At 46.8% G+C, this 26,681-nt stretch carries 26 protein-coding genes and 1 other annotated feature; of the genes, 17 read left to right on the top strand and 9 right to left on the bottom strand.

The window, feature by feature from the left end:
* Window positions 1-133 precede the first annotated feature (133 nt).
* A complete protein-coding gene (locus tag GVY43_RS06000) occupies window positions 134-1,150 on the top strand; it encodes a PTS transporter subunit IIC (RefSeq protein ID WP_159562555.1) in 1,017 nt (338 codons plus the stop codon).
* Between the two features lie 34 nt (window positions 1,151-1,184).
* Here GVY43_RS06000 and GVY43_RS05995 read toward each other — a convergent pair whose 3' ends face one another.
* The gene (locus GVY43_RS05995; protein ID WP_159562554.1) at window positions 1,185-1,517 is read right to left on the bottom strand and encodes a hypothetical protein; all 333 of its coding nucleotides are present in this window, start codon (window positions 1,515-1,517) and stop codon (window positions 1,185-1,187) included.
* A gap of 115 nt (window positions 1,518-1,632) precedes the next feature.
* Between GVY43_RS05995 and GVY43_RS05990 the strand changes: the two genes are divergently transcribed.
* The 6 genes from GVY43_RS05990 (at window position 1,633) to GVY43_RS05965 (ending at window position 6,119) form a co-directional block, all read left to right on the top strand.
* A complete protein-coding gene (locus GVY43_RS05990; RefSeq protein WP_159562553.1) occupies window positions 1,633-1,944 on the top strand; it encodes a thioredoxin family protein in 312 nt (103 codons plus the stop codon).
* A gap of 6 nt (window positions 1,945-1,950) precedes the next feature.
* Window positions 1,951-2,745: a DUF1444 domain-containing protein gene (locus GVY43_RS05985; protein ID WP_159562552.1), complete on the top strand. Its 795-nt coding sequence runs from the start codon at window positions 1,951-1,953 to the stop codon at window positions 2,743-2,745.
* A 54-nt stretch (window positions 2,746-2,799) separates the two neighbouring features.
* On the top strand, window positions 2,800-3,414 hold the full coding sequence (gene ytpR / locus GVY43_RS05980) for a YtpR family tRNA-binding protein (protein WP_159562551.1): 615 nt from the start codon (window positions 2,800-2,802) through the stop codon (window positions 3,412-3,414).
* A gap of 54 nt (window positions 3,415-3,468) precedes the next feature.
* Window positions 3,469-4,176, top strand: coding sequence for a hypothetical protein (locus tag GVY43_RS05975; protein WP_159562550.1), 708 nt, complete (start codon window positions 3,469-3,471; stop codon window positions 4,174-4,176).
* Window positions 4,177-4,261: 85 nt separating this feature from the next.
* Complete coding sequence (gene murC, locus GVY43_RS05970) at window positions 4,262-5,569, top strand: UDP-N-acetylmuramate--L-alanine ligase (protein ID WP_159562549.1); 1,308 nt, start codon at window positions 4,262-4,264, stop codon at window positions 5,567-5,569.
* Window positions 5,570-5,666: 97 nt separating this feature from the next.
* Window positions 5,667-6,119 carry a DNA starvation/stationary phase protection protein gene (locus tag GVY43_RS05965; RefSeq protein WP_012726754.1) on the top strand — a complete coding sequence of 151 codons (453 nt, stop codon included), beginning with the start codon at window positions 5,667-5,669 and terminating at the stop codon, window positions 6,117-6,119.
* A 44-nt stretch (window positions 6,120-6,163) separates the two neighbouring features.
* Here the strand turns inward: GVY43_RS05965 and GVY43_RS05960 are convergent, their stop codons facing one another.
* The gene (locus GVY43_RS05960) at window positions 6,164-7,276 is read right to left on the bottom strand and encodes an aminopeptidase (protein WP_159562548.1); all 1,113 of its coding nucleotides are present in this window, start codon (window positions 7,274-7,276) and stop codon (window positions 6,164-6,166) included.
* A 169-nt stretch (window positions 7,277-7,445) separates the two neighbouring features.
* On the opposite strand from GVY43_RS05960, the gene GVY43_RS05955 reads away from it, so the two are divergent.
* From GVY43_RS05955 to ccpA, 4 genes are all read left to right on the top strand, one after another.
* On the top strand, window positions 7,446-7,958 hold the full coding sequence (locus tag GVY43_RS05955) for a DUF948 domain-containing protein (RefSeq protein WP_074036477.1): 513 nt from the start codon (window positions 7,446-7,448) through the stop codon (window positions 7,956-7,958).
* 25 nt (window positions 7,959-7,983) lie between these two features.
* Window positions 7,984-8,532, top strand: a complete 549-nt coding sequence (locus GVY43_RS05950; protein WP_159562547.1) for a YtxH domain-containing protein — start codon at window positions 7,984-7,986, stop codon at window positions 8,530-8,532.
* A gap of 132 nt (window positions 8,533-8,664) precedes the next feature.
* Entirely contained in the window at window positions 8,665-9,756 is a 1,092-nt protein-coding gene (locus GVY43_RS05945; RefSeq protein ID WP_074036479.1) for a bifunctional 3-deoxy-7-phosphoheptulonate synthase/chorismate mutase, read from the top strand.
* Between the two features lie 127 nt (window positions 9,757-9,883).
* Window positions 9,884-10,897 (top strand): catabolite control protein A, encoded by a 1,014-nt coding sequence (ccpA, locus tag GVY43_RS05940; protein ID WP_074036481.1) that lies wholly within the window; start codon window positions 9,884-9,886, stop codon window positions 10,895-10,897.
* 49 nt (window positions 10,898-10,946) lie between these two features.
* On the opposite strand, the gene GVY43_RS05935 is transcribed toward ccpA, so the two are convergent.
* Genes GVY43_RS05935 through GVY43_RS05925 form a run of 3 tightly spaced genes read right to left on the bottom strand, consistent with a single transcriptional unit; the run spans window position 10,947 to window position 13,386 of the window.
* A complete protein-coding gene (locus tag GVY43_RS05935) occupies window positions 10,947-12,116 on the bottom strand; it encodes an acetoin utilization protein AcuC (protein ID WP_159562546.1) in 1,170 nt (389 codons plus the stop codon).
* Window positions 12,113-12,745 (bottom strand): acetoin utilization AcuB family protein, encoded by a 633-nt coding sequence (locus GVY43_RS05930; RefSeq protein WP_159562545.1) that lies wholly within the window; start codon window positions 12,743-12,745, stop codon window positions 12,113-12,115. Before GVY43_RS05930 ends, GVY43_RS05935 begins: the two co-directional genes overlap by 4 nt.
* Before the next feature lie 11 nt (window positions 12,746-12,756).
* Entirely contained in the window at window positions 12,757-13,386 is a 630-nt protein-coding gene (locus tag GVY43_RS05925) for a GNAT family N-acetyltransferase (RefSeq protein WP_078147204.1), read from the bottom strand.
* A 155-nt stretch (window positions 13,387-13,541) separates the two neighbouring features.
* On the opposite strand from GVY43_RS05925, the gene acsA reads away from it, so the two are divergent.
* Window positions 13,542-15,248: an acetate--CoA ligase gene (gene acsA, locus GVY43_RS05920; RefSeq protein WP_074036486.1), complete on the top strand. Its 1,707-nt coding sequence runs from the start codon at window positions 13,542-13,544 to the stop codon at window positions 15,246-15,248.
* A gap of 40 nt (window positions 15,249-15,288) precedes the next feature.
* Here the strand turns inward: acsA and GVY43_RS05915 are convergent, their stop codons facing one another.
* Window positions 15,289-17,751, bottom strand: coding sequence for a transglycosylase domain-containing protein (locus GVY43_RS05915; RefSeq protein WP_159562544.1), 2,463 nt, complete (start codon window positions 17,749-17,751; stop codon window positions 15,289-15,291).
* A 169-nt stretch (window positions 17,752-17,920) separates the two neighbouring features.
* Window positions 17,921-18,118: a binding site (T-box leader), on the top strand.
* Window positions 18,119-18,165: 47 nt separating this feature from the next.
* On the opposite strand from GVY43_RS05915, the gene tyrS reads away from it, so the two are divergent.
* Complete coding sequence (gene tyrS / locus GVY43_RS05910) at window positions 18,166-19,413, top strand: tyrosine--tRNA ligase (protein WP_159562543.1); 1,248 nt, start codon at window positions 18,166-18,168, stop codon at window positions 19,411-19,413.
* A 96-nt stretch (window positions 19,414-19,509) separates the two neighbouring features.
* Window positions 19,510-20,136 (top strand): GTP pyrophosphokinase family protein, encoded by a 627-nt coding sequence (locus tag GVY43_RS05905; protein ID WP_159562542.1) that lies wholly within the window; start codon window positions 19,510-19,512, stop codon window positions 20,134-20,136.
* Between the two features lie 35 nt (window positions 20,137-20,171).
* Here the strand turns inward: GVY43_RS05905 and rpsD are convergent, their stop codons facing one another.
* Window positions 20,172-20,771 (bottom strand): 30S ribosomal protein S4, encoded by a 600-nt coding sequence (gene rpsD, locus GVY43_RS05900; RefSeq protein WP_031423120.1) that lies wholly within the window; start codon window positions 20,769-20,771, stop codon window positions 20,172-20,174.
* 223 nt (window positions 20,772-20,994) lie between these two features.
* A complete protein-coding gene (locus GVY43_RS05895) occupies window positions 20,995-21,477 on the bottom strand; it encodes a GAF domain-containing protein (RefSeq protein WP_012726740.1) in 483 nt (160 codons plus the stop codon).
* A 237-nt stretch (window positions 21,478-21,714) separates the two neighbouring features.
* Here GVY43_RS05895 and ezrA point away from each other — a divergent pair, with 237 nt between their 5' ends.
* Together ezrA and GVY43_RS05885 are read left to right on the top strand one after the other, a co-directional pair.
* Complete coding sequence (gene ezrA, locus GVY43_RS05890; RefSeq protein WP_031423123.1) at window positions 21,715-23,445, top strand: septation ring formation regulator EzrA; 1,731 nt, start codon at window positions 21,715-21,717, stop codon at window positions 23,443-23,445.
* Between the two features lie 74 nt (window positions 23,446-23,519).
* The gene (locus GVY43_RS05885; protein ID WP_159562541.1) at window positions 23,520-25,091 is read left to right on the top strand and encodes an amidohydrolase; all 1,572 of its coding nucleotides are present in this window, start codon (window positions 23,520-23,522) and stop codon (window positions 25,089-25,091) included.
* 46 nt (window positions 25,092-25,137) lie between these two features.
* Here GVY43_RS05885 and GVY43_RS05880 read toward each other — a convergent pair whose 3' ends face one another.
* Window positions 25,138-25,956 (bottom strand): NAD kinase, encoded by an 819-nt coding sequence (locus GVY43_RS05880; RefSeq protein WP_201302264.1) that lies wholly within the window; start codon window positions 25,954-25,956, stop codon window positions 25,138-25,140.
* A gap of 149 nt (window positions 25,957-26,105) precedes the next feature.
* On the opposite strand from GVY43_RS05880, the gene tpx reads away from it, so the two are divergent.
* Window positions 26,106-26,594: a thiol peroxidase gene (tpx, locus tag GVY43_RS05875; RefSeq protein WP_159562539.1), complete on the top strand. Its 489-nt coding sequence runs from the start codon at window positions 26,106-26,108 to the stop codon at window positions 26,592-26,594.
* The last annotated feature ends 87 nt before the right edge of the window (window positions 26,595-26,681 follow it).

Here is a 26,681-nt window from a genome sequence, read left to right as displayed (position 1 = left end):
CTCGAAAGATGAGTGAACGGTTTTTTTGTGGATGTTCTTGCTATTTCATGAAAACGTCTTATACTGATAAAGGTGTTTATACATGTATATTACTTATGACAAGACACTTGTATAAGGGTAAGGAGGATATGTTATGTTCAAGAAAAAAGGAATCTCATTGAGCCCGTCGCTTTATTTTGTGACCGCGCTAAGTTATATGGCACTAGGTTTGTTTAGTACATTAATCATCGGTCTGATCATGAAAACAATCGGAGGTCAGCTCGAAGGGACGACATTCACAGGGATGAGTGCCACATTGATTCAAATCGGGGATGTTGCCATGAGCTTGACCGGACCGGCAATCGGGATTGCCATCGCCTATGCGCTAGAGGCGCCACCGCTCATTTTGTTTTCTGCGCTCGTTGTCGGGGCATTTGGATATGAGTTCGGCCCGGCAGGAAGCTACGTTGCGACAATTCTTTCGGTCGAAGTCTCAAAACTCGTCTCTAAATCGACGAAGCTAGATATTCTAGTGACGCCGTTCACTACGATTGCCGTAGGCTATTTCACAGCAACGTATATCGGCAAGTATGTCGGCCTATTCATGACGCAACTCGGTGGTTGGATTGAATGGGGGACGGAGCAACAGCCGTTGTTCATGGGAGTGGTCGTCGCGACATTGATGGGACTTGCGTTAACGGCACCGATTTCAAGTGCTGCCATCGCATTGATGCTCGGTTTGAATGGGATTGCCGCTGGTGCAGCGACTGTCGGTTGTGCGGCTCAGATGATCGGGTTTGCCATCACGAGTTATCGTGATAACGGAGTCGGTGGGGCGATTGCTCAAGGGATTGGCACCTCGATGCTTCAAGTCGGGAACATTGTGAAAAACCCTTGGATTCTCCTTCCGCCGACAATGGCCGGTGCTGTATTGGCACCAATCGCGATTCTGTTGTTTGAACTGGAAAGTGTCGCTGCGGGGGCGGGCATGGGAACAAGTGGGCTTGTCGGTCCAATCGTCATGCTCGAAACAATGGGCTTTACTTGGTACACCTTTCTCGTCGTCATTGGTTTCCTCATAATCGGACCAGCTCTATTGAGCTACGCGGTATACGCAGTCTTGCGAAGAACCGGTCGGATTCAACCGAATGATTTAAAAATTGATTACTAAAGAAGAGCAACGTTTCGAGGAACGTTGCTCTTTTTCATCCAATTCCAAACCACATTTTAACGGACTCAACCGTCTCACGTGGGACGCGGAAACTGATTAGGAATAACATGAGCACGATCACGTAAATCGGAATCAAGAAGCGCTTTCGAATGATGGGTAAGTGACGTGCCAATTTCTTAAGGAATTTTTCGAGCACATAAATGATGGCAAAACCGACGACGAGCCAAATCAAGATCTCTAGTCTCGTTTTATCGGTGTCAATAAACAAATAGCCGTATCGCAAAATGGCAAGCATTCCAAAAACACCGACCATCTGTTCAAGAGGGTGTTTCATTTCAGGGTTTAACGTTTCACGTGTTAATTTCATTCAGCTTCACCTGTTTCAACTAGTTTCGGCTTTGATTATAACAAACAGCAGAGCAGAATGTGTGACTTGACTTATGCTATTATAAGTGAGGAAAAAACGAACAGGAGTGATAATCATGAAACGACTATCCACAATGGCAGAATATATGGAAGCAAAAGAAGCGAAAAGTGTCCTTATGTTTTCAGCGACATGGTGTGGGGATTGCCGATTCCTTGACCCATTCATGCCAGAAATCGAAAAGAAATTTGAAGCATGGACGTTCTATTACGTCGATCGTGACGAGTTCATGGAACTTGCGCAAGAACTTGATGTTTTTGGCATCCCAAGCTTTGTTGCGTTTGAAAATGGCAAAGAGGTTGATCGCTACGTCGGTCGTGAACGGAAGACGCCGGAACAGGTTGAAGCTTTCTTGAACGGATTAGGGTGAGTCTTCATGGAACGGAATGAGCTAAGACGTTATCTAGAATCGCATTTTAATGAGGAATACCGTACTTCTTACGACCGTGAGAATGAGGTGCTGCGCGTCGAACGAAAATCTGACCGTTTTGGGGTCAATATTCGCCTTGCGCCGATTGTAGCAAAGGCAAAGACACGCGGTAAGGTTGCCGTCGATGAAGTCATCGAGTATATCGAATCGGCGATGAAGGCGGACGATCACATCTCCCTCACCGGAAATGAAGATAGCATCTATCCTGTCATTCGCTCGAACTCCTTCTCGAAGACGACAAAAAATGGAGAAGCACTTGTTTTTACTCCGCATACGGCCGAGACCGCTATTTTTTATGCGCTGGACCGCGGGAACGGGTATCGATTGATTGAAGAACGCCACCTTTCGGATGAGATGACGCTCGACCGCATCGAACGAATCGCCCGTGAGAATGTGAAAAAACTACCGACCGAGATGAAGCAAGACGAAGTGGCTGGGAATCCCTTCTACTTCTTATCAACTCGCGATGGCTACGAGGCGTCTCGTGTGTTAAATGACGAGTTTCTTCGGCTGATGGAACGACGGATTGAAGGGGATATGCTCGTCGGTGTCCCACATCAGGATGTGATGATCGTTGCGGACATTCGAAATGACCAAGGGTATGATGCGATGCAGCAATTGATGTTTGATTTCTTCACAAATGGTCGAATTCCCGTCACTGCACTCGCCTTTCACTATGAGGCGGGGGAACTTGAACCGATTTTCATTGTCGGAAAAAAGACCCCGCCATCGAACACATAATCTGATAAAATAAGTGAGATGAGTTTGAAAGAAGGGACGTAGGAACGTATGCAAATGAATGTGTTTTACAACCGAGAAGGAATCGGTGATGTACTCATGGTGTTGTTGAAAGAAGGAGAAAGACATCATCAATCTGTCGAGCGGACGGGAGATGTGGCAATCGTCAAGTCAGCAGACGGGGAAGTGAACGGGTACAACCTGTTTCAAGCGAGTCAACATGTTGATGTGACAGGATGGAATGGTCCGGTTGAGTTGACAGTAGGATTAGTGGAGCAGTTGCAAAGCATCTTGAATGACAACGGGATTGAAGAGGATTTTTCGTGGGTTGACGTGACACCGAAGTTTGTCGTAGGTTATGTCGAAAGCGCAGTGAAGCACCCGGACGCTGACAAATTGTCGATTTGCCAAGTTCAAATCGACCAAGGGACTGTTCAGATTGTATGTGGCGCACCTAATGTAGCAACCGGACAAAAAGTCGTTGTCGCAAAACCGGGTGCGGTGATGCCGACTGGTTTGATTATCCGTCCATCTGCACTCCGCGGTGAGAGTTCACACGGGATGATTTGTTCTGCCCGTGAATTAAACCTTCCGAACGCCCCGCAAGAAAAAGGGATTTTAGTATTAGATGACGAATATGAAGTAGGTACAGCATTTAAAATCGGTCGCTAAATTCGACCGATTTTTTGTTAAATATGGATTGAGTGAAAAAGCGAGGAATCAAGTATGGATGCATATGAACGTTCACTGAAGCAACAAGCAGAGCGAATCAAACGAGAACTGTCGAAAGAAGGACAAAAAGGTTCCCCACCACCAAAGGTTGAGGCAGCCGAGGAATTCATTCCGTCAGACGTCCCGTCACCGATTTATGGATATGCTCGCCCCAAACCAAAGATTGTCCTACCGGTCGAACACTCTCCTGAAACGAGAGATGCGTATGATTCAGCGATGGAATCTACTCATTCTGCGACGGAAGAGCTGAACCGAGAGTCATCTACTGAAACCGTCTCTAAACCTGAATGGAGTGAAGAGTCCAACGAGCTGATTTCCGGGGAAATTGAAATTGAAGACAAATCGATTCTTGGTGAAGTTTCGATTCTTGATAATGGCTTTTCATCTGTTTTTATGCAATCAACAGATTTATCTCGTTCAAAAAAGGAGACAGTCGTGGAGGCTCAACAAGATGCCACTCCTCAAACTGACCTAGATATTGATGGATTGGCGGAACAAATTGGTCCGTCGATCGAGCAGATTGCAGAAACATTACAAACACCATCTGAACAGCAAGGAATGCCTTCTGACACAGATTTGACACCAGCGGTTCAAGTCTCATTTAAAGCGGATCAACCGCCTGTGAATGTGATGATGACGCCAAAAGATCGGATGGCGATGTACCGTAGCCGACGACTTGCACAAAAAAACAATAATCTGTAATAGCACGATTCTGTGAGTTTTGCTATAATGACAAAGGTTTGTCGCATTTTGACGAGCCGCAATGAATTAGGGGGGCTATTTACAGATGAACCGTTATCACTTCGTCGGAATTAAAGGAACGGGCATGAGTCCTTTAGCTCAAATTTTATTTGATATGAACAATGAGGTCCGTGGATCGGACGTTGAAAAAGCATTTTTTACAGAAGAAGCATTGAACCGTAAAGGGATTGAAATTTTGCCATTCGATCCTGAAAATATTTCGGAAGACCAAATCGTTGTACAAGGAAACGCGTTCAGTGATGATCATCCAGAAATCGTGCGTGCACGTGAACTCGGATTGACGATTTATAAGTATTACGAGTTTTTAGGTGAACTCGCGAACCATTACACGAGCGTCGCCATCACTGGGTCGCACGGGAAAACGTCAACGACGGGATTACTTGCACACGTCATGCGTGGAATCGAACCGACATCGTTCTTAATCGGCGATGGAACGGGAGAGGGAGTGGCGGATTCGAAGAACTTTGTCTTCGAAGCTTGTGAGTACAAACGACATTTCTTATACTACCGTCCAGACTACGCGATTATGACGAATATCGACTTTGACCATTCGGACTATTTCTCTGGTCTTGATGATGTCATTGACGCATTCCAAGAAATGGCGAAACAAGTGAAGAAAGGAATCATTGCTTGTGGCGATGATGAAAATCTTCAACACATCCAAGCAAACGTGCCGCTCGTCTATTACGGTTTCGGGACGCACAATGATTTCCGTGCTGAACAGGTCACATCGACAGAAAATGGAACGACATTTGATGTCTTTTTACGTGATGACTTCTATGGGACATTCCGGATTCCTGGATATGGAGACCACAGCGTGTTGAATGCGCTTGCCGTCATTGCGACATGTGACTACGAGAACTTGCCGAAAGAATTGGTAAAAGAACGTCTTGAAACGTTCAACGGTGTAAAACGCCGATTCAGTGAATCGATGTTAAACGATCAAGTGCTTGTCGATGACTATGCGCATCATCCGCGTGAGATTAGTGCAACGGTAGAAGCAGCTCGGAAAAAGTATGGCAATCGAGAAGTCGTTGCAATCTTCCAACCACATACGTATACACGCTTGAAATCATTCATGGACGACTTTGCGACGGCATTGGCCGAAGCAGACACTGTCTATTTATGTGATATTTTCGGTTCAGCACGTGAGCAAGAAGGGACGGTCACCATCGAAGACCTTCAATCACGAATCGAAGGAGCACATATCTTAAAACGTGGTGGTACAAGCGTGTTACGCAACCATGCCGATGCCGTGCTCTTATTCATGGGTGCCGGTGATATTCAAACGTATCAGCGCGAATATGAAGAAGTTGTAAAACTTGAAGCGTAAGTGTGAAAGGGAGACGAAAGTCTCTCTTTTTTATGTTTAGCCATCCAAAATCTCGGTAATAGTAGTATCGATGAATATGACAAAGGAGATGTTAGGAATGGCTAGTCAAGTTGCACTCAACACCTTAAACAAAGAAGTAGCGAACTATGGATTGCTGTTTGTAAAACTTCATAATTATCACTGGTATATTAGTGGACCGCATTTCTTCACGTATCATGAAAAACTAGAAGAACTCTATAATTTAGTGGCAGAACTCTACGATGATGTGGCAGAACGACTCCTTATGAATGACGGCGAACCATTTGCGACGATGAAAGAGTATCTCGAACATTCAACGTTAAAAGAAGGCGATCGTCATGCCGAGACAGATCAGATGATCAAAGATATCATCAGTGACTTCAAACAAATCCGTCAAGAGATGCAAGATGCGATGGAGAAATTTGAGGACGGCGATGAGGCGATTGAAGATACATTCGTTTCTCATATCGAGCGACTCGAAAAAGAAATTTGGATGATGTCTGCCGCCCTCGGGAAGAAAACAAAATTATAAATATAAAGAATGGTGCACCTGAAAAAGGCGCACCATTCTTTATATTATTTCAAGTTTTCTGGATTGAGCGGAAGCAACGCATCGATGACGAAACGTCCATCTTTTCGGATGAGCAAATCGTCGAACCAGATTTCGCCGCCACCGTAATCCGGGCGCTGGATGTTGACGAGATCCCAGTGGACAGATGAGTTGTTGCCGTTATAAGCCTCATCATACGCTTGACCAGGTGTGAAATGGAAGCTTCCATCAATTTTCTCATCGAAGAGAATATCCTTCATTGGATGTTGGATGTATGGGTTCACACCGATGGCGAACTCACCGACATAACGCGCACCTTCATCCGTGTTGAACACCTCATTGATCCGTTCTGTATCGTTCGCTGTCGCATCTACAATCTTCCCGTCTTTAAACGTCAACTTCACATTCTCGAACGTGAAGCCTTGATATGGAGATGGCGTATTGTATGTGATGACACCATTGACCGAGTCTTTGACCGGTGCTGTGAACACTTCACCGTCCGGAATGTTCATCTGACCAGAACACTTGATGGCTGGGATATCTAAAATCGAGAATGAAAGATCGGTACCTGGTCCTTTCAATGTCACGCGATCTGTCTTATTCATTAACTCGACTAGCGCATCCATCGCACGGTCCATTTTTCCGTAATCGAGTGTACAGACATTGAAATAGAAGTCTTCGAACGCTTCTGTCGATTTTCCAGCGAGTTGCGCCATCGATGGAGATGGATAGCGGAGAACGACCCATTTCGTTCCTTTAACACGGTCTTCGGTATGCATTTTCCCAAGTGTGGCACCGACAAGTTTTTGCTGTTCGCTTGGAACGTCTGACAACTCGTTAATGTTATCACCAGCACGTAAGCCGATGTAGGCATCCATTGCTTGCATCTGTTTACGTTCGATGTCGGCCATCAGTTCGAGTTGTTCACGGCTTGCGCCTGTATACAACTTACGTAAGATACGGCTCTCTTTTAAGAGAACGAAAGGATGTCCCCCTGCTTCGTATGCCTTTTCGACGAGTGCTTCAACGAGCGACTCTTCGACGCCGAAGTTCTCAATTAATACCTTTTCCCCCGGTTGTAGCTTGACGGAATAATTGATTAAACCGTCAGCTAATTGTGTAATTCTTGGATCTCTCACACGATCACCCCTAATTTTTTTTATGAATTTCTATTTTAGTGTAATCGAAAACACAAAAACGGGTAAAGGAATAATCAGACCGAATGGCGAAAACGGTTGTAGCAAATCTTTTCAGTCATAATGGTGCTATAATGAAACAAGAAACGATTGAATAGGAGGAATGGATTGAATGGAGATCACATTAGGAGGCATCGCTGGGCTAATTGCGGCGCTCGCGTTTGTCGTACTCGTCATCTTCTTGGCGCGTGTCTTGTCGAATGTAAATCGTACACTCGGAAGCGTCGCCAATACGACCGAAAATTTAGAACGCCAGCTCGATGGAATCACGATGGAAGTGACGGCGCTCTTACATAAGACGAACCGTCTCGTAGACAACGTCGAAGAAAAAACAGAATTGCTCGCACCTGTCGCTCATGCGCTTGATGAGCTAGGGACATCATTGAACGAGGTAACCGAGTCTGTTCGTACCGTCTCGACTTCTGTCCATTCGGCAGCGGACGAAAACAAAGAACAGATTGCGCAAGCCGTCCGATGGGGATCGGTTGCGGTCGAATTGTTCAAGAAGAACAAACCTGAATCTTCTACTACAAAAGAACGTCCACGTCGTCGCACACGACGCGAGAAGAAAGCAGAAACACCTGTATCACCTGATTTGATTCAAACGGATGATACGATCAAATAAGTTAATCTCGGGGAGGAACTCACACATGACAGACCAAAAGCAATCAACAGAACAGAATCAATCAAGTAGCGGATTTTTGACGGGTGTCATTCTCGGAGGGATTGTTGGAGCGGCAGTCGCGTTACTGACGTCTCCGAAAAACGGACGTGAAGTACGGACGTACCTTGATGAGAAGACGTCAACATCGCGAGAGCGCCTGACTGTCAAATCGAAAGAGATGCGTGAGAAAGCAGAACCGGTCGTCGGGGAATGGATTAAAGTGGCGAGCGATAAGGCGGCACCTGTCCTCAATATCGTAAAAGATAAGGCACGCGAAGCTGCAGAATTGAAGCAACAAATCGATGAAGATGAGCTTTCGATTGAAGAGGCGATGGAAAAAGCAGATCAACTCGTTGCGGAAGCAGAATCGGAAGTGAAGGAACAGATGGACCGCGCGGCTGAAGAAGAAAAGCCATCGAACGCATCGGATTCAGAGTCTGACGATTCGCTCGAAGCACCTGTCAATGAGTTGCTCGACGAGGAATCGAAAGAAGAACTAGAAGATTTAAAGAAAGACTTAAAAAAAAATGAGTAATTCGTAAGGACCGAATGGATTCGGTCCTTTTTTGGTGATTTTGTGTCGTAGAAGGTTTCCTTATGACAAAGCGCACAAAGTTCGATATAATTAGGAATCTGGAAAGAACGGCTTAGGAATGAGAGGGAAACTATGAGTCCACAAGATCAATTGAATCGATTACGTCGAGAAATGGATGAATTGAACCATGAAATGCTCGACTTGCTTAGTCGGCGCGGTACACTTGCCGTCGAAATTGGAAAAATTAAACGTCTTCAAGGTGTCGAACGTTATGATCCGGTCCGAGAGCGAGAGATGCTTGATTTTATTGCCGCATCAAACCAAGGGCCGTTTGAAACGTCACGTCTTCAACATATCTTTAAAGAAGTCTTTAAAGCGTCTGCTGAATTACAAGGAGAAGATCGAGATAAAACGCTTCTCGTTTCGCGTAAACGTCAACCGGAAGACACGTTGGTCCATATGAAAGATGTGACGATCGGAAACGGCCGTCCACAATTGATTGCAGGACCATGTGCCGTAGAGTCTTTCGAACAAGTGAATGCGGTCGCAGAAAAGCTTGCATTGTCTGGTGTTAAAATCATGCGAGGCGGTGCTTATAAACCGCGTACGTCACCTTACGATTTTCAAGGCTTAGGTTTTGAGGGATTGAAACTGTTAAAGACGGCAGCTGACCGACATGACCTACGAGTCATCACAGAAATCATGACTCCTGGCGCAGTGGAATCGGCGTTACCGTATGTTGACATCATTCAAGTCGGAGCTCGCAACATGCAGAACTTCGATTTGTTAAAAGAAGTTGGGAAGACAGACAAACCGGTCTTGTTGAAGCGCGGATTATCCGCTACAATCGAAGAGTTCATTTATGCGGCAGAGTACATTATGGCGAGCGGGAACAGCCAAGTCATCTTGTGCGAGCGGGGAATTCGAACGTATGAACGTGCGACACGCAATACGTTGGACATTACCGCTGTGCCGATTTTGAAGCAAGAGACGCATCTGCCTGTTATGGTAGACGTCACGCATTCGACCGGTCGTCGTGATTTATTGTTGCCAGCTGCAAAAGCGGCCCTTGCAATCGGAGCTGACGGTGTGATGGTAGAAGTGCACCCGAATCCGGCGATCGCCCTCTCGGACGCGCAACAACAATTGGACTTCGATCAATTCGATCAATTTGTGGAAGGACTCACGGTCCAGTTTCCCCAACTTGATTTGGTGAAAAAGTAAGCTTTCCAAATGGAAACGTTTTATATCGCATGAAGACAGGGTAAATGGATGACAGATACCTGTCTTCCTTTTTTAAGACGTTTTATGAAAACTTTTTGAAAATCAGGACTTGTAGGAGGAGTAGTTTATGAATAGTAACAACGTAACAATCTATGATGTGGCACGAGAAGCCGGGGTGTCGATGGCGACCGTCTCTCGTGTCGTCAACGGAAACCCGAACGTCAAACCGACAACACGCAAGAAAGTACAGGATGCGATTGACCGTCTTGGTTATCGTCCGAACGCCGTCGCACGTGGACTAGCAAGCAAGAAAACGACAACGGTCGGTGTCATCGTACCGGATATCTCGAACATCTTCTTTGCCGACTTGGCGCGAGGTATCGAAGACGTGGCGACGATGTATAAATACAACATCATCCTTGGTAACTCAGATTCGAGTCGTGACAAGGAAGTCCATTTACTCAATACGCTATTAGGTAAACAAGTGGACGGTATCATCTTCATGGGTGGACGTTTGCATGAAGATCTCGTGGAAGAGTTCAAAAAATCACCAGTTCCAATCGTTCTCGCAGCGACATTGAACCAAGGATATGATCTCCCGGCTGTCAATATCGATTATGAGCAAGCGGCGTATGACGCGACTCAGATGTTGATCAACCACGGACATGACCGTGTTGGATTCATCACTGGACCACTCGAGCAACAAATCAATGGCGAGAAGAAATTTGCCGGTTACCGCCGTGCTCTTGAAGATGCAGGTCTTCCTTTCCATGAGAACGATATGATTCTCGGAAATTATACGTATGCGTCTGGTCTCGAGGCGATGCAAAAAATGTTGCAACGTGACGATTGTCCGAAAGCCATCTTCGCAGGGACGGATGAAATGGCACTTGGGGTCATCCATGCGATTCAAGATGCAGGTTACTCTGTTCCAAACGATTTCGAAGTCGTCGGTCACGATAACACGCGCCTCGCGACGATGATTCGTCCGAAGTTGACGACGGTCGTTCAACCGATGTACGATATCGGAGCCGTCGCGATGCGTCTCTTGACTAAGATTTTGAACGCGGAAGAAATCGAAGAGAAAAACGTCGTGCTTCCTCACCGAATCGAACGCCGTGACTCGCTTCGTCAGGACTAAAAGAAAAGCTGCCCGTTCATCCATTTTTGAGATGAACGGGCAGCTTTATTTATAAATAAATCGATTTTCGATCATTCGAGATGAACGGCCAAAAGGCACGCTTCGTGACTTCCCAATTCTTTTCTTCAATTTGTTGACGCCGCGGGATATGATCAAACGCGTAAAGAGAGTCGTCCCACCGAGTGGGTAACGGTTGACCAGCGACATCGGACCATTGCTCAATCCATTCGGTCGGGATATCTCCGGCATAGGGTGTCTCTCTCGTCATACCGGCCCACACTTGTGCCCAGGCGCGAGGAACGGCTCGATACCAGTCATAGCCGCCGCCACCAAGTGCGACGAGACGACCATCGGTATACTCGTCTGCCATACGTGAAGCGATTTGTGGAATCTGTTCGAACGTCCGTATCGTTGATGCGAGATGGGTGAGTGGATCAAAGACATGGGCATCCGCACCATTCTGAGTCAGGATGATATCAGGTTTGAACCATTCGCACGCTTCACGTAAAACGGTCTCATAGCACGTCAAAAATGAGTCATCTTGGGTGAATGCATCGACTGGTACGTTCCAACTATAGCCGTATCCTTTCCCATTCCCTCGCTCTGTCACCATTCCGGTACCTGGGAAGAGATAGCGACCTGTCTCGTGTATGGATAAAGTCATCACATCATCATCGTCATAGAAGAGCCATTGGACCCCGTCCCCATGATGCGCATCCGTATCTACATAGAGAACGCGCGACCCGTATTGTTTTCTCACATGTGCGATGGCGACGGCCGCATCGTTATAGACGCAAAATCCTGATGCTTTGCGCCGCATTCCATGATGTAGACCGCCCCCAACATGGAAGGCTCGCTCTGCTTTGCCGCTCGCAACTAGATCGAGCGCATGAATCGTCCCACCGACAAGCCGTGCGGCTCCCTCGTGTATCGTCGGAAAGATGGGAGTGTCTTCCGTACCGAGACCAAACTTATTCGCTTTCAGCGTAGAAAGTTCTCCTGCCGCCGCAGCTTGGACGGCTTCGATGTAGTCAAAGTCATGAACGAGCGCTAACGCTTCAACCGAAGCGAGTGGAGGAGACACACATTCCGATTTGGAGAGTTTTCCGGCTGCAATCAGAAGGGATGTCGTCAATTCCAGTCGTAACGGATTGAACGGGTGATCCTCATGAAAGCGATAAGACGTCTCGTCTTCGCCAAATATGTAAATCGGTCTCATCGTGACATCTCCGGACCGAGGACATCATACCCTTCACGTTTCAACCGTTCGATGATTCGGAGCGGGTTCATCGTCTGGACGCGGAAAGAGATGATACGTTTATAGGGATCGCTCGTCGGATGAACGAAGACGTTGATGATATTGACGTTTGTTTTGGCGAGGAGTCGGGTCACTTTTTCGAGTGTGCCGGTCGTATTTTCGACGAGAATTTCAATTTGCGAACTCGGTTCGAGTGCGCCTGTCAATTGCACGAAGTAACGTAATAAATCGGTCTCTGTCAATACACCGACGAGTTTCCCTTGTTCGACGATAGGGAGACAGGTTAGCCGGTTTTCGTAAAACAAGGCAGCTGCATCTTCAAAGAAATCGAATGGATGCGCTGTCGGTACCTCGGATCGCATGATGCTCGATACAGGGTTTTGAAAGTCTGCGTTTTCACTTTCGGGATGAAAGACGCTCGTCGCACCACTCATCTCGAATTGGCCGACAATCCCGACGACTTGTCGAGTGGGATTTGTCACAATCAAATGTCGGACACGATGTTCACGCATTAATTTTGCGGCATGGGCAATCGTATTGGTCGGTTGAATCGTCACGACATGTCGATTCATCATCTGTTCGATTAACATGAAATCCCTCCTTAGTCGTACATAAATCGTCGGCGAAGACGAAGTGAATCAAAATGGTCGATTGATTCTTGGCGTACGTTTTTTCCGATACGAGCCATCAAACAGTTGGCAGGATGGGAGGCAATCTCAGGATCGTCTGTCGGGAAGAAAACAAGTCCACCGTGATTCATCATCTTCTCCATGACTTTTCGATAATCCCAAATCGAGAGTCCACTACCTTTCAAATCCCAGTGCCAATAATATTCGGTCGTCAAAATCAAAAAGTCATCCATATGTGGGTCCATCATCGATACTTCGAGTAATTGTTTCCCGATTCGTTGACCACGGAAGCGAGGACTCACCTCGATTGCCCCGAGTTCAAGGATGTATGGGTCGTTTCCTTCACTCCAACGCTCATACGGGTCAGGATAGAGGAAAGTCACGTATCCAATCACGAGATCGTCTTGCCTGGCGACGATGATTCTTCCTTCTTTTAACCCAGCAATATCGACGAGTGCTTCGTGCTGATCTTCCGGTTCACGAAAAGCTGTCAATCCTTCATCAAGACGATACGTCCGTAACACGTCAGGCGCCACCGGACCATCAATCGTGACGTCACCTTGTGAGGTCTGCCACACTTTTGAATGATATTGTTTTTCCATAGGGTCACCACCTTTTCCATCTCTTATTATAGCGCTTTCATCAAGCTGGAATCATCCTGTTTTGATGAAATTGGAAATTCATTGATTTGTCATAATTTTAACACTATACTGAAAGTGGTTATACCAATCTTTACAGGGGAGGCGAATCTTTAGCGATGGAAAAATTGAAAGCGTTAACAGGGGAACATCAATTAGCGTCGTATGAAGAGGCTTGTCAGTCGTTTGAATGGACACAAGCAGAAGCATTGTTTTCATGGAATTTGACGGGGAAAGTCAATTTGGCATATGAAGCCATCGATCGCCATGCGGAAAGTGAATTGGCGACAAAAGTGGCACTGCTTTATTTCGATGGGGATCGAGAAGAGCGGTACACGTATGCGGATATGAAGAAAGAAAGTAATCGTTCTGGTAATGTTCTGAAGTCGATTGGTGTGGAGAAAGGCGACCGCGTCTTTATCTTTATGCCACGTCAGCCAGAACTTTATTTTATTTTGCTCGGTGCAATCAAACGAGGGGCCATCGTCGGTCCATTGTTTGAGGCGTTCATGGAACAGGCGGTTCACGACCGTTTGCTCGACTCGGAAGCGAAAGTGATTGTGACGACGAAAGAACTGTTGCCGCGCATTCCGGTCGATCAGTTGCCTCATTTAGAGACAATTCTACTCGTTGGGGACGATGTCGAAGAGTCGGAAAAGGTGCTCGATTATCGTAAACTGGCGAACGATGCGACGACAGATCTCGAATTGACGTGGGTCGACCGTGAAGACGGTCTGATTTTACACTATACATCGGGCTCAACAGGAAAACCAAAAGGGGTTCTCCACGTCCATAATGCGATGATTCAACATATGATGACCGGCAAATGGGTACTCGATCTTCAACCGGATGATATTTACTGGTGCACGGCTGACCCTGGATGGGTGACGGGGACGAGCTACGGTATTTTTGCGCCTTTCTTAAATGGTGCGACAAACGTCATCGTTGGTGGACGCTTCAATCCTGAATTTTGGTATTCGGTCATTGAACGGTTTGGCGTGACAGTTTGGTATAGTGCCCCGACGGCGTTCCGCATGCTCATGGGCGCTGGCGACGAAGCGTTTGAGAAGTATGATTTGTCTTCACTTCGTCATATTTTATCCGTCGGTGAGCCGCTAAATCCAGAAGTCATTCGTTGGGGACACGAAGCATTTGATCTTCGAATCCATGATACGTGGTGGATGACAGAAACCGGTGCGATGATGATTTGTAACTATCCGACGATGGACATCAAACCGGGCTCAATGGGGAAACCGATCCCAGGTTGCGAAGCGGCTATTTTGGATGACCGGGGTCAACCACTTCCACCACACCGAATGGGGAACTTGGCACTCAAGACGCCTTGGCCGTCGATGATGCGGAAGATTTGGAAGAACGATGCGAAGTATGAGAGTTACTTCTGGGGAGATTGGTATGTGTCAGGTGATTCTGCTTATATGGACGAAGACGGCTATTTCTGGTTCCAAGGTCGGGTCGACGACGTCATCATGACAGCAGGAGAACGGGTCGGACCGTTTGAAGTGGAAAGTCGACTCGTGGAACATCCGGCTGTGGCTGAAGCGGGTGTCATCGGAAAACCGGACCCGGTCCGAGGTGAAATCATCAAAGCGTTCATTGCGCTACGTAAAGGTTATGAACCGTCTGATGAGTTAAAACAAGAAATCCAGCAGTTCGTCAAAGAAGGATTGGCTGCGCATGCAGCACCACGTGAGATCGAATTCAAGGACAAGTTGCCGAAAACGCGAAGCGGGAAGATCATGCGTCGCGTCTTGAAGGCTTGGGAATTGAATCTTGAAACAGGTGACCTCTCGACGATGGAAGATTAAGATAAACAAAGGGTCGACACATCGTGTGTCGACCCTTTGTTTATTCACCGTTAGCATCAGCATCGGCTTCTTCTTCAGCTTGTTGTTCGGCTTCTTGTTTAGCCTCTTCTTCAGCTTTCTTCTTCGCGTCTTCCTCAGCTTTTTTCTTTGCTTCGGCGTCTGCTTTTTGTTTAGCTTCTTCTTCAGCTTTTTTCTTAGCGGCAGCATCGGCAGCAGCCTCTTGTTTCTTCTCCTCAGCTTCTTTCTTTGCTTCTTCGGCCTCTTTCTTGGCCTCTTCTTCTTTCTTCTTCTCTTCCTCTTCTTTTTCTTTCTCTTCTACTTTCTTCTTCTCAGAGAATGAACCTGAGTCTTGGAAGTCTTTCGAAGTGACGGTTGAAGGTTGTGAGAAGCGTGCGCTGACGCCTAGAGCTTCTGGGTCATCCGCATAGACACGATTCATCGTTTGCGACCAGATGCGCTGTGTCCGTTGATAGTAACGTCCATAATCCCAACCATCTAGCATTGAGAGGCGTTGTGAATCATAACCTGACCAGACGGCGAGTGTAACGTTCGGGTTCGACCCGACCAAGTACGAATCACGTTGATCGTTCGTTGTACCGGTTTTACCCATCCAATCGCCAGGAACGCTGAGCAACGATTGTGCATATGTCGCAGTACCTGACGTGTAGACGTCGCGGAGCATATCCACCACGAGATAAGAGGTACGTTCTGTGAAAATACGCGTTTTCTTCGGCTTCGCTTCGTAAATGACTTCACCTTGATATTCGATTTCTTGGATGAAGTACGGCTCCACGTGTTCACCGTAATTTGCTAGCATCGCATAAGAGGCGGCCAAATCGATAGGCTTGACTTCCCCGGTACCGAGTGCCATCGCTGAAGCATAACGGTTTCCTTCAGATACCGGAATTCCCATGTCGACTAATTTCTGAGTATCAGCAGGTTTTTGGTTACGTTCTTCATAAATCTTAACAGCCGGAACGTTCAAGGAGAGCTTGAGCGCATCGCGTACTGTGACAGCACCGCGATACGTTTTCCCTTCGTTTTGAACTTGTTTCTTCGGTTGTCCGGGACCAGTAAACTTATAGAAATACTCCTCGTCAATGATTTGAGTGGCAGGTGTAATCATGCCAGCTTCAATCGCATTTGAATAGACAAGAATCGGTTTTGCAGTCGATCCGATTTGACGTTCTGCCCAGAAAGCACGGTTCAAATCGTCGGTCTTGCCATTGATGTAGCGACCTCCGACGAATCCGAGTACTTTCCCGGTCTTATTCTCAATCATGACAGAAGAGGTTTGTTCAGGAAGTGTGCGGTTCTCATCTTTAATCGTTTGATTCGGTCCGAAGTTGCCAGCGTTTTTAGCCGGTTGTTGCATCGCTTCGTGAATTTCTTTATCCAATGTCAAACGGATGTTGAACCCACCTTGACGCAACATGTTATGAGCACGCTTCGCATAAGTCGAACGGACAGAGTCCTGTTCCTCCGAGCTCAACTCATTGATTTCAATCCCATCTTGCTCCAATAGATAATCCGTCACGATTTGGCGTGCTTGAAGTTCTGCTTCGTCTACCACGTACGGATATTTGTCGCGAGGCTTCGTCTGAGTCTGCATGAAGTCTTGCGTGATGTCGTAGTTATAAGCGGCATCATATTCTTCTTTCGTAATCTTTCCTGCAACGTACATGCGGTTCAATACCGTTTTCATTCGGTTAACCGCACCCGATACGTCCTCTTTGATGACGCCACCTTGATAGTAAGGTGTGTAGAAGAATGGGTTTTTTGGGATACCGGCAAGGAAAGCGGCTTGTGGAAGTGTCAATTTCTCTGCCGAAGTATTGAACACACCGCGAGCGGCGGCCTCAATCCCTGAAATGTTACGTCCCATCGAGTTACGTCCGAACGAGACGACGTTCAGATAGGCGTTTAAAATTTCATCTTTGTCCATCGCCTTCTCTAGACGAAGGGCGAGTAATATTTCTTTTGCTTTCCGTTCGAAAGATACTTCGTTCGTCAACATTTGGTTTTTAATCAATTGTTGCGTCAACGTTGAACCACCCGTGCGATCTTCAGATCCTGTTGCTTCTTGTAAAATAGCGCGTAACGTCGCTTTTGGAACGACGCCATCGTGCTCATAGAATTCGACATCTTCCGTCGCAAGTAGTGCATCGACAACGTATGGAGAAACTTTTTCTACTGGAATCGGGATTCGTACCTCATCGGTCGTATAGTTCCCGATGCGCTCCCCGCTTCCGAAGTAAATATTGGAAGTCGATGTATACGTATTGATTTGCGCAGTCATCGTTTTATAAGCCGGGGTCGGCATATCTTTGACGAGTGACGCGAAATATCCGACACCAATTCCAGCACCTAAAAATCCGATGAGTACAACAGAAATGATGGTCAGGAGTAGGACGTTCCACGACACATCATACATAACATTGGCATAACGACGTACTTTCAATGACGTCGGATTATTCCATAAGTCTCGAATCTTCTGCAGCATGACAGCCTCCTTAAATATGGTGTAAAACTATTTTAGACAGTAATATATTCGATTATAGCACAATTCAACCTACACCTTACCTCGAAACCGAAGTCTCGTGCAAGTTTCATTGTAAGAGTTGACAAGTTGAAAACGATGCTTATAAAATGAATAGCATAGTCAACAAGATAATGACGCTGTGAAGAAAGCGAAGTAGTCGACGGGCCTCTTGTCCAGAAAGCTAGTGGTTGCTGTGAACTAGCCAATGTCAATCGATGAATTACACTTTTAGAGCGTGCCTTCGGGCCGGTTCGAGACCGTTATCTCTCGCTCAAGCGGTCGCAAATTGCGACAAGTAGGGTGGTACCGCGGAATCTCCGTCCCTTCTCATATGAGAAGGGACGTTTTTTTATGTCAATCGAAGGAGTGGAACAAATGGAACTATTAAACGATTTAGAGTTTCGAGGACTTGTCAACCAAATGACAGATGAAGAAGGATTAAAAGAACAACTCAAGCAACCGACGACGTTATACACGGGATTTGATCCGACAGCGGACTCGCTTCACATCGGGCACTTGCTCCCGATCTTGACGCTGAAACGTTTCCAGCAGGCCGGCCATCAGGTCATCGCGCTTGTCGGTGGGGCGACAGGGATGATTGGTGACCCGTCTGGTCGTTCGGATGAACGTTCACTAAACACGTTGGATACGGTCAAGCTCTTCTCCGATCGCATCAAGGATCAGTTGAGCCGATTCCTTCCACTTGAAGGGGAGAACCCGATCACGATTCGCAACAACTACGAATGGACGGAAGAGATGTCAATCATTGACTTCCTGCGCGACATTGGGAAGCACTTCCCAATCAGTTACATGCTCGCGAAAGACTCTGTCGATTCACGTATGGAGAACGGGATCTCGTACACAGAGTTCTCTTACATGTTGCTCCAATCTTACGACTTCTTGAAACTATACGAGACAGAGAAATGTCGTCTTCAAGTCGGTGGAAGTGATCAATGGGGGAACATCACGGCAGGTCTTGAATTGATTCGTCGCTTTGGTCACTCTGAAAAAGCGTTCGGTCTCACCGTGCCACTCGTCACAAAGTCGGACGGACAAAAGTTCGGGAAGACAGCGGGCGGTGCGGTTTGGTTAGATGCGGATAAGACGTCGCCATATGAGTTCTACCAGTTCTGGATCAACGTCGACGATGCAGATGTCATCAAGTTCATCAAATACTTCACGTTCATGTCGCATGAAGAGATTGAGGCACTTGCAGCCGAAGTGACAGAAGCGCCTGAAAAGCGCGTGGCACAGCGCCGACTCGCAGAAGAGATGACAAAGCTTGTCCACGGTGAAGCAGGACTTGAACAAGCGGAGCGCATCACGAAAGCGTTCTTTAGCGGAGATTTGACGTCGCTTCAACCGGAAGATATGGAAGATGCGTTTAAAGGCATGCCGCAATTCGAACTTGACGGTGAACGCAACCTTGTCGACCTCCTCGTCGAAGCGAAGATCTCACCATCGAAACGTCAGGCACGTGAAGATGTGACGAACGGAGCGATTTACTTGAACGGCGAACGTGAACAAGCGCTCGATAAAATGATTACGCGCGAAGACACGCTCGGTGAATTCACCATCATTCGCCGTGGTAAGAAGAAATACTTTGTGATTCGTCACGTATAATCACGATGTCCGTTCCTCATTTGTTGAGGAATGGACTTTTTTTATACATGACGTGCGGTTCGGATTTGCTAAAATGGGAAGATAGGAGGGATGACGATGGAGATAGAAGAATTTTTCGGTGAGCAGTTCCATCAATGGCGCGAACACTTTCGTTATTATGAAATGGCGATCACGGAACTTGAGAGCGATCTCGGGATCATCGACTTGGACTGGCAGACGAGACTCGGGTATTCACCGATTGAACATGTGAAGACGAGAATGAAGACATTGCCGTCCATCGTGCGCAAGATGAAACGGAAAGACTTGCCTTTGGAAGTTTCGGCGCTTTGGGAACATGTGCACGATGTGGCGGGCATTCGGATTGTTACGAGCTTCCGCGACGATATTTATGAAATCTTGCGTCATCTAGAGGCGCGAGATGATTTAGATATCATCGAAATCAAAGATTACATCAAACATCCAAAACCGAGCGGGTATCGGAGCTTACATCTCATCGTGAAAACGAAAGTCTACTTGGCAGAACGAATCATCTGGGTGCCTGCGGAGATTCAGATTCGGACACTCGCCATGGACTTTTGGGCGGCAACGGAACATAAGCTTCAGTACAAATATCAACATGCCGTGCCAGAATCATCGAAAGAAGAGCTGATTGAAGCGTCACTCATGGCGGATGCCCTCGATACGCAAATGGGACGCATTCGACAAGAGATTTTGAAGAAATAAAAAAATCCCCTTCGTGAAGAAGGGGATAAAAAGCATTAACGTGAGTAGTACTCGACGATGAGTTGCTCTTTGATTTGGTCGTTGAGTTCAGCGCGTTCTGGGAGACGTACGAATGTACCTTCGAGTTTCTCAGCGTCAAACGATACGAAGTCTTTTGTAGCTGGTGCTACTTCAAGTGCTTCAGCGATTGCTTTTACGTTTTTCGACTTTTCACGAACAGCGATAACTTGACCTGGTTTTACGCGGTAAGACGCGATGTCAACGCGTGATCCATCAACAGTGATGTGACCGTGGTTGACGAGTTGGCGTGCTCCACGACGTGTGCGAGCGAGGCCGAAACGGTAAACGAGGTTGTCAAGGCGTGATTCGAGCAAGAACATGAAGTTCTCACCGTGGATGCCTGGCATTTTACCAGCATCGTTGAAGATGCGGCGGAATTGCTTCTCGTTCACTCCGTACATGTGACGAAGTGCTTGCTTCGCTTGAAGCTGAAGACCGTATTCTGAGATTTTCTTACGACCATTTCCGTGTTGACCTGGTGCGTAAGGACGTTTTGCTAATTCTTTACCCGTTTCGCTAAGCGAGATGCCTAAGCGACGCGAGAGTTTCCAAGCTGGACCTGTGTAACGAGCCATGATTGGACTCCTCCTTGTTGTTCATGTATTTTGCACAAAAGAACAACGGTGTCAAAGACGAGTAACGCCCCTTTCTAGGTGCAAGCACCTTCACTTGATAGCGAAGCTACGAGATGCCCCTCCGACAAAAGTCGAGGCCCGAAAGGTGGATACGTTTGTCTGTGACTGCTATCGTCATTTCATGCACAAAGATGAGTATACGATGAATACCATCTCTTGTCAATCAAATATAGCGAAGAAGTGTTTCGCAAAAACGTTCGAGTCCTTGACGGTCGATTTCTGAGAAACGGTCGAACTCCGGGCTGTCGATATCGAGCACGCCGATTGTTTTCCCGTCACGTACGAGAGGGACGACGATTTCAGAATTCGAAGCCGCATCACATGCGATATGACCGGGGAATTGATGAACGTCGGCCACGAGCTGTGTTTCTTGTGTAGCTGCCGCAGTTCCACAAACCCCTTTACCGAACGCGATGTGAACGCAAGCCGGGAGTCCCTGGAATGGTCCTAAGATTAGACTGTCTTCAGAATCAGTCACGTAGAATCCGACCCAGTTGATCCGATCTAAAAATTGGTTGAGTAAAGCGCTGGCGTTGGCAAGGTTGGCCACTGTATTTGTTTCGCCCTCTAATAATGCGGCGAGTTGCTTGTTTAATAGTTCGTAACCGGCTGTCAAATCACCTGAGTACGATGTCGTTTGGAACATATAAATTCCCCTCCATCTTTCGTGTTTTTAGAATTTAGCATTATGGTACACTCAAATTTAAGATTTGTCTTGTTAGAAAGTTCCGAAAAAATGAACAATCTCCACTGAAACCATTGGAAAACCTATGCAAATCGTTGGTTCTATAATATGATTAGGTATATCTATTCTTATAAAATACTTCTTTTTTTATATAAAGGTACATAAGTCCACGAAAGCGGCTTGGAGGTTGTGACAAAGATGGATTACGGAATTTATGGATTAATCATTGGAATCATCGTCGTCGTATTAGGCGGCATGTTGGGGAGTATGCTCATTCGAAGGAATTTTTACCAAAAAATTGACGACTTGGATATGAGGAAACAAAGTGTGCTCAGTGCGAGCATACCCGTCGAACTCCAGAAATTCAAACAGTGGCCGATGGAAGGGGAAACAAAAGAAAAGTTTGATCGTTGGCATCAATCTTGGGATGAGTTAGTGAGTGTACATGCAGGTCAAATCGATGAAGCGTTATACCGGGCTGAGGAAGACTTGGATAAATATCGTTTCATGAAAGTCAAAGCTGACTTGAATGCGACTGAACAACTCATTGAAGAGCTCGAGACGATGGTACACGCCATGCTCGATGAGATGGATGAATTTACGACGCATCACACCTCGCTTATGGACATTGTGAAGCAGGATGAGAAAGAGTTGTATCAGTTCCGCAAGACATTGAATTCACAAAACCATGCGTTCGGACCAACCTATGCATTGGTGGAACAAGAGATTGCCGCTGCCGAGGCGAAACGCAGTGAGATGATCAACTTAAAGCAGGTCGGTCAAGTTTCTGAAGCATTTGAAACCGGACAAGCCTTATCGAATCAAGTAGGACACATCCGTGAACTGATTCGGATCATTCCGCAATTTGTACGTACGGTTCAAGTGGAACTGAAACAACAACTTCAACAACTCCGGGCTGGACATAAAGAAATGCAAATGGACGGGTATGCGCTTGAACCACTTGGATTAATGGAAGAAATCGATCAAGCGGAAGATCGTCGAGAAGAGTTGATGGCTCGAATCGAACGCTTGGAATTTGATCATTTTGAAGAGGACATGCAACAGTTGAGCTCGGATATCGATCAATTATTCGAAGCATTCCGAACAGAGGTCGATGCCCGCCAATACGTGAAAAAAGAATTTGCGACGATACAAGAGCGCGAATTGCAATCTGCCGAAATCATGAATCACTTACAGACGGAAATGTCTCGACTTGTAAGCAACTATGAAATCAATGCACGCGTCGGAGAAGAGTTCGAACAATTAGAACGTGAACGAACGACTCTCACGGCGAATGTACTTGATATTGAACAAGCTCTCGTCGCGCAAATGTTACCGTTTAGTATGATCAAATCCAAAGTGCAGGAAGCGAAACGGTCACTTGACCAATTCAGTGCCATGCATGAGCGTTTCATTGAGGATACGAATTCATTACGTAAAGAAGAGCTTGAGGTCCGTCACAAGTTAGAAACGTGGAAAAAAGAATTGTCTGGGCATCGTCGCCTGTTAGCGAAAAGTGCGATGCCGGTTGTTCCGAATGATTTGTCAAACGACTTACGTCAGCTCCAAAAAGGTGTCCAGTCGTTAGACGAACAGTTTGACAAGGCACCGTTCAACATGACGTATATCGTCGGGCTTAGCCATGATGTCGAAGAGATGATGGATAACTTCCGTGACCGTGTCCATGCACTGATTCGTCAAGTGACGTATGCGGAACAGTTGCTCCAATATGCAAACCGCTTCCGTCGCCGTGACAACGAGGTCCATATCGCCTTGACGCTTGCGGAAAACAAGTTCTTGCATGGAGAGTATGGCACTGCGGTCGAAATCGGTGAGCGGGTGCTCGGTCGATTCGATGAGAACGGAGCCAATGAAATTCGTCAACGTGTGGATAAAGGGTTAGAACAGCAGGAATTGCTAAAAAAATAAACGATGCATGAAGATTGACGGAAACGGGAAAAACGTAGACGTCAATCTTTTTTCAATCAAGGAGGAATCGTCAGATGGGTACACTATGGGTCAACGGGAACATCTACACATTGAATAAACCAGGTGAGATGGAACGTGCCATGTTTATTGAGCATGGACGCGTCTTGAAGATGGGGGACGAGGGACATCTCCGACGTACATATGCGGGTCGCATCGAGGAGATTGTGAATTTGGAAGGGAAGAGTGTGTATCCGGCCTTTACCGATTCACATATTCACCTTGTCGGATACGGCGAAGCGCTCGACCGTGTCGATGCGAGTGAAGCGACGGATCTTCGAGAATTACTTGAAACGATGAAGCAACGAGGGTCGGACGACGATTGGATCGTCGCAGAAGGGTTTGATGATCGTCTGCTCGGTGACATGCCGACACGCGAGATGATTGATGAAGTGATTGACGACCGTCCTGTCGTGTTGAAGCGTGTCTGTCGTCACGTAGCCGTCGTGAACTCGAAAGGACTTGAACGACTTGGACTGATCCACCATACGGTGATCGAAGGTGGAAAACTTGGGCGAGATGAAGAAGGCAAATTGAATGGCGTCCTATATGATGCTGCACTAGATCTCTTATATAAAGAATTGAGTGGGAATCGTAAGAAAAATACCGCTTCTCTTCGCCGGGCGATCGATTCATTATTCGCACATGGAATCGTTGGTGCCCATACGGAAGACTTGTTCTATCATGGAGATCCGCTCGAAACGATTCAAGCGTACGAAGATGTACTGGATGAACTTCCGTTTCAAGCACACCTTCTCGTCCACGAACAGGTGGTGGATCGTGTCATCCAGCAAGATGCGATGACGCGTCGGAAACGGTTTGACTTCGGTGCGATGAAACTCTTTGTCGACGGTTCGTTCGGTGGACGCACCGCTCTGTTATCTGCACCGTATGCGGATGATCGGAGTCAACGAGGAATTGAAGTGCATCGACCAGATCATCTCGAGGCACTTGTGAAAAAAGCACGAACATACGGGATGAATGTGGCAGCGCATGTGATCGGTGATGCGGCGGTTGAGCAATTTGTCGGCCTGCTTGAAAAGTACCCTGCCAGAAAAGGGACACGAGATCGAATTATCCATGCCTCTTTATTGAATGACTCATTGATCAACCGAATCAAATCATTGCCTGTTTTGATTGATGCACAGCCGGTATTTTTATCGGATGACATGGACATGCTGTTCGAGCGGTTGGGCAATGAGCGTGTGCATGATGTCTATCGATTCAAGTCTTTACTCGATACGGGAGCATTGGTGTTAGGAGGAAGTGACGCGCCGATTTCATCTGTTGACGTTCGAAAGGGATTGTTTGGAGCGGTGATGCGACAATCGTTTCACGGGTCGAGCACGCTAAATCCGAGTGAACGTCTTTCGATGTATGAAGCTCTTCGCAGCTTCACATATTCGCCTCATGTTGCTACAGGGACGCACGGAAGAAACGGGCTATTGGTTCAAAGCTACAATGCCAACTTCACAGTATGGGATGAAGATTTCTTTAAATTGAGTGGGGAAGACATCCTGCACAACCGTCTTGTCATGACTGTCGTCGAAGGGCAACCAGTGTACGAAGCAGAAAAAGCCACGCTGTAAAAAAGAGTTGCTTCATCCGAAAGGGATGAAGCAACTCTTTTTTACATCAGAAGAATGAACGTTGCACTTTATGCCAGAACGAGTTGGTCCGAAGCTTGACAGTCTTGATGACCTGGTCCGAGAGTTCGATATCGATTCGGTCTGTGTACTTCAAGCTGAGCGCCTCGTTATCCATCCCAATAATCGGGTAGTCGTTGCCGTCTTCGACGATGCGGAGTGACAACTTACGCGAATCATGAACGATAAAGGATGAGCCGAGTGTGCGATAGCGATTGTTGTTGACCGAAGCGATCTCACTCACTTGCATACATGGGATGAGTGGGTCGACGACCGCACCGCTGAGAGATTTGTTATAGGCAGTCGATCCCGTCGGCGTCGATACAACCATTCCGTCCCCACGGAATGTTTCGAAATGTAGATCGTCGATATAGACCTCGATGGCGAGTGATTTGATAATACTTGATTTAATCGAAGCCTCATTTAAACAGAGGAGCGGTGTCGATTCGTTGATCGATGCTGAAAGAAGTGGATACTTCCGGACTTCGAGACCTTCTTCGATTCGCACCGAGTTGTCCGAGAAGAGGCGGTCGACTTCATCGAGTTTATGTATGTCGAAATCACAATAAAACTCGTTCAATCCACGACCGAAGCCAACGTAGATGGCGTCTTGACGAAAGCCTGTGTAGCGAACCGCCTGTAAAAATGCCCCGTCCCCGCCGACTGCAGCGATGATGTTCGCGTCCTCCGGTTGATTTACGATGTTGAACCCGTGTTTTTCCCCGATTTCTCTCAGTTTCTTCACTTCTTTTGTGAATTCGTTGACGTTACGATGGTACAAATAGACGTTGTTTCTCATCTGAGTCATCCCCTTTGTCAATGGTGTCCTCTTTATTATAACGTGTTTCTTCCTACCGATATAGGGAAAACTGAAACAGAGCCAAAAGCAGGAAGTTTGTCAAAGGCTCAAGTTCATCGATATGATGAACGAGTAACTACAACAAAGGGGATGAGTACATGCCAACATTTAAAGGGAACAACGTAACATTACAAGGAAATCCAGTGAAGGTAGGAGATCAAGCTCCTGATTTCCGCGTCTTGACGACTGCTTTAGAAGAAGTGACGTTAGCAACCTATCCGGGGAAAAAACTAATCAGTGTCATTCCTTCAATCGATACAGGCGTATGTGATGCACAAACGCGTGAGTTCAACGAAAAGGCCTCATCACTCGGTGGTACAGTCTTGACTGTATCGAACGATTTGCCGTTCGCACAGCGCCGTTGGTGTTCTGCATCTGGTTTAGATAACGTAGTCACCCTCTCGGACCACCGCGATCTTTCGTTCGCCAAAGCATATGGTGTTTTAATTGAAGAAATGCGTCTCCTTGCGCGTTCTGTATTCGTCGTCGATTCGAATGGCGTCGTCCAATATGTACAATATATGGATGAAATGACAGATGAAGTTGATTTCGCGGCGGCACTTGAGGCGTTCGAACAAGTGAATTGATTCGTTTGGCGAAATTGATTAAAATAGCTTACACTAGTACGTGAACCGACCGGTCCTCTCATGGGGGCCGGTTTTGTATGGAAAGGA

Source organism: Exiguobacterium sp. 8H (genome assembly GCF_902506255.1).
GTDB lineage: Bacteria > Bacillota > Bacilli > Exiguobacteriales > Exiguobacteriaceae > Exiguobacterium > Exiguobacterium profundum.
This window is presented reverse-complemented; position numbering and strand designations above follow the sequence as displayed.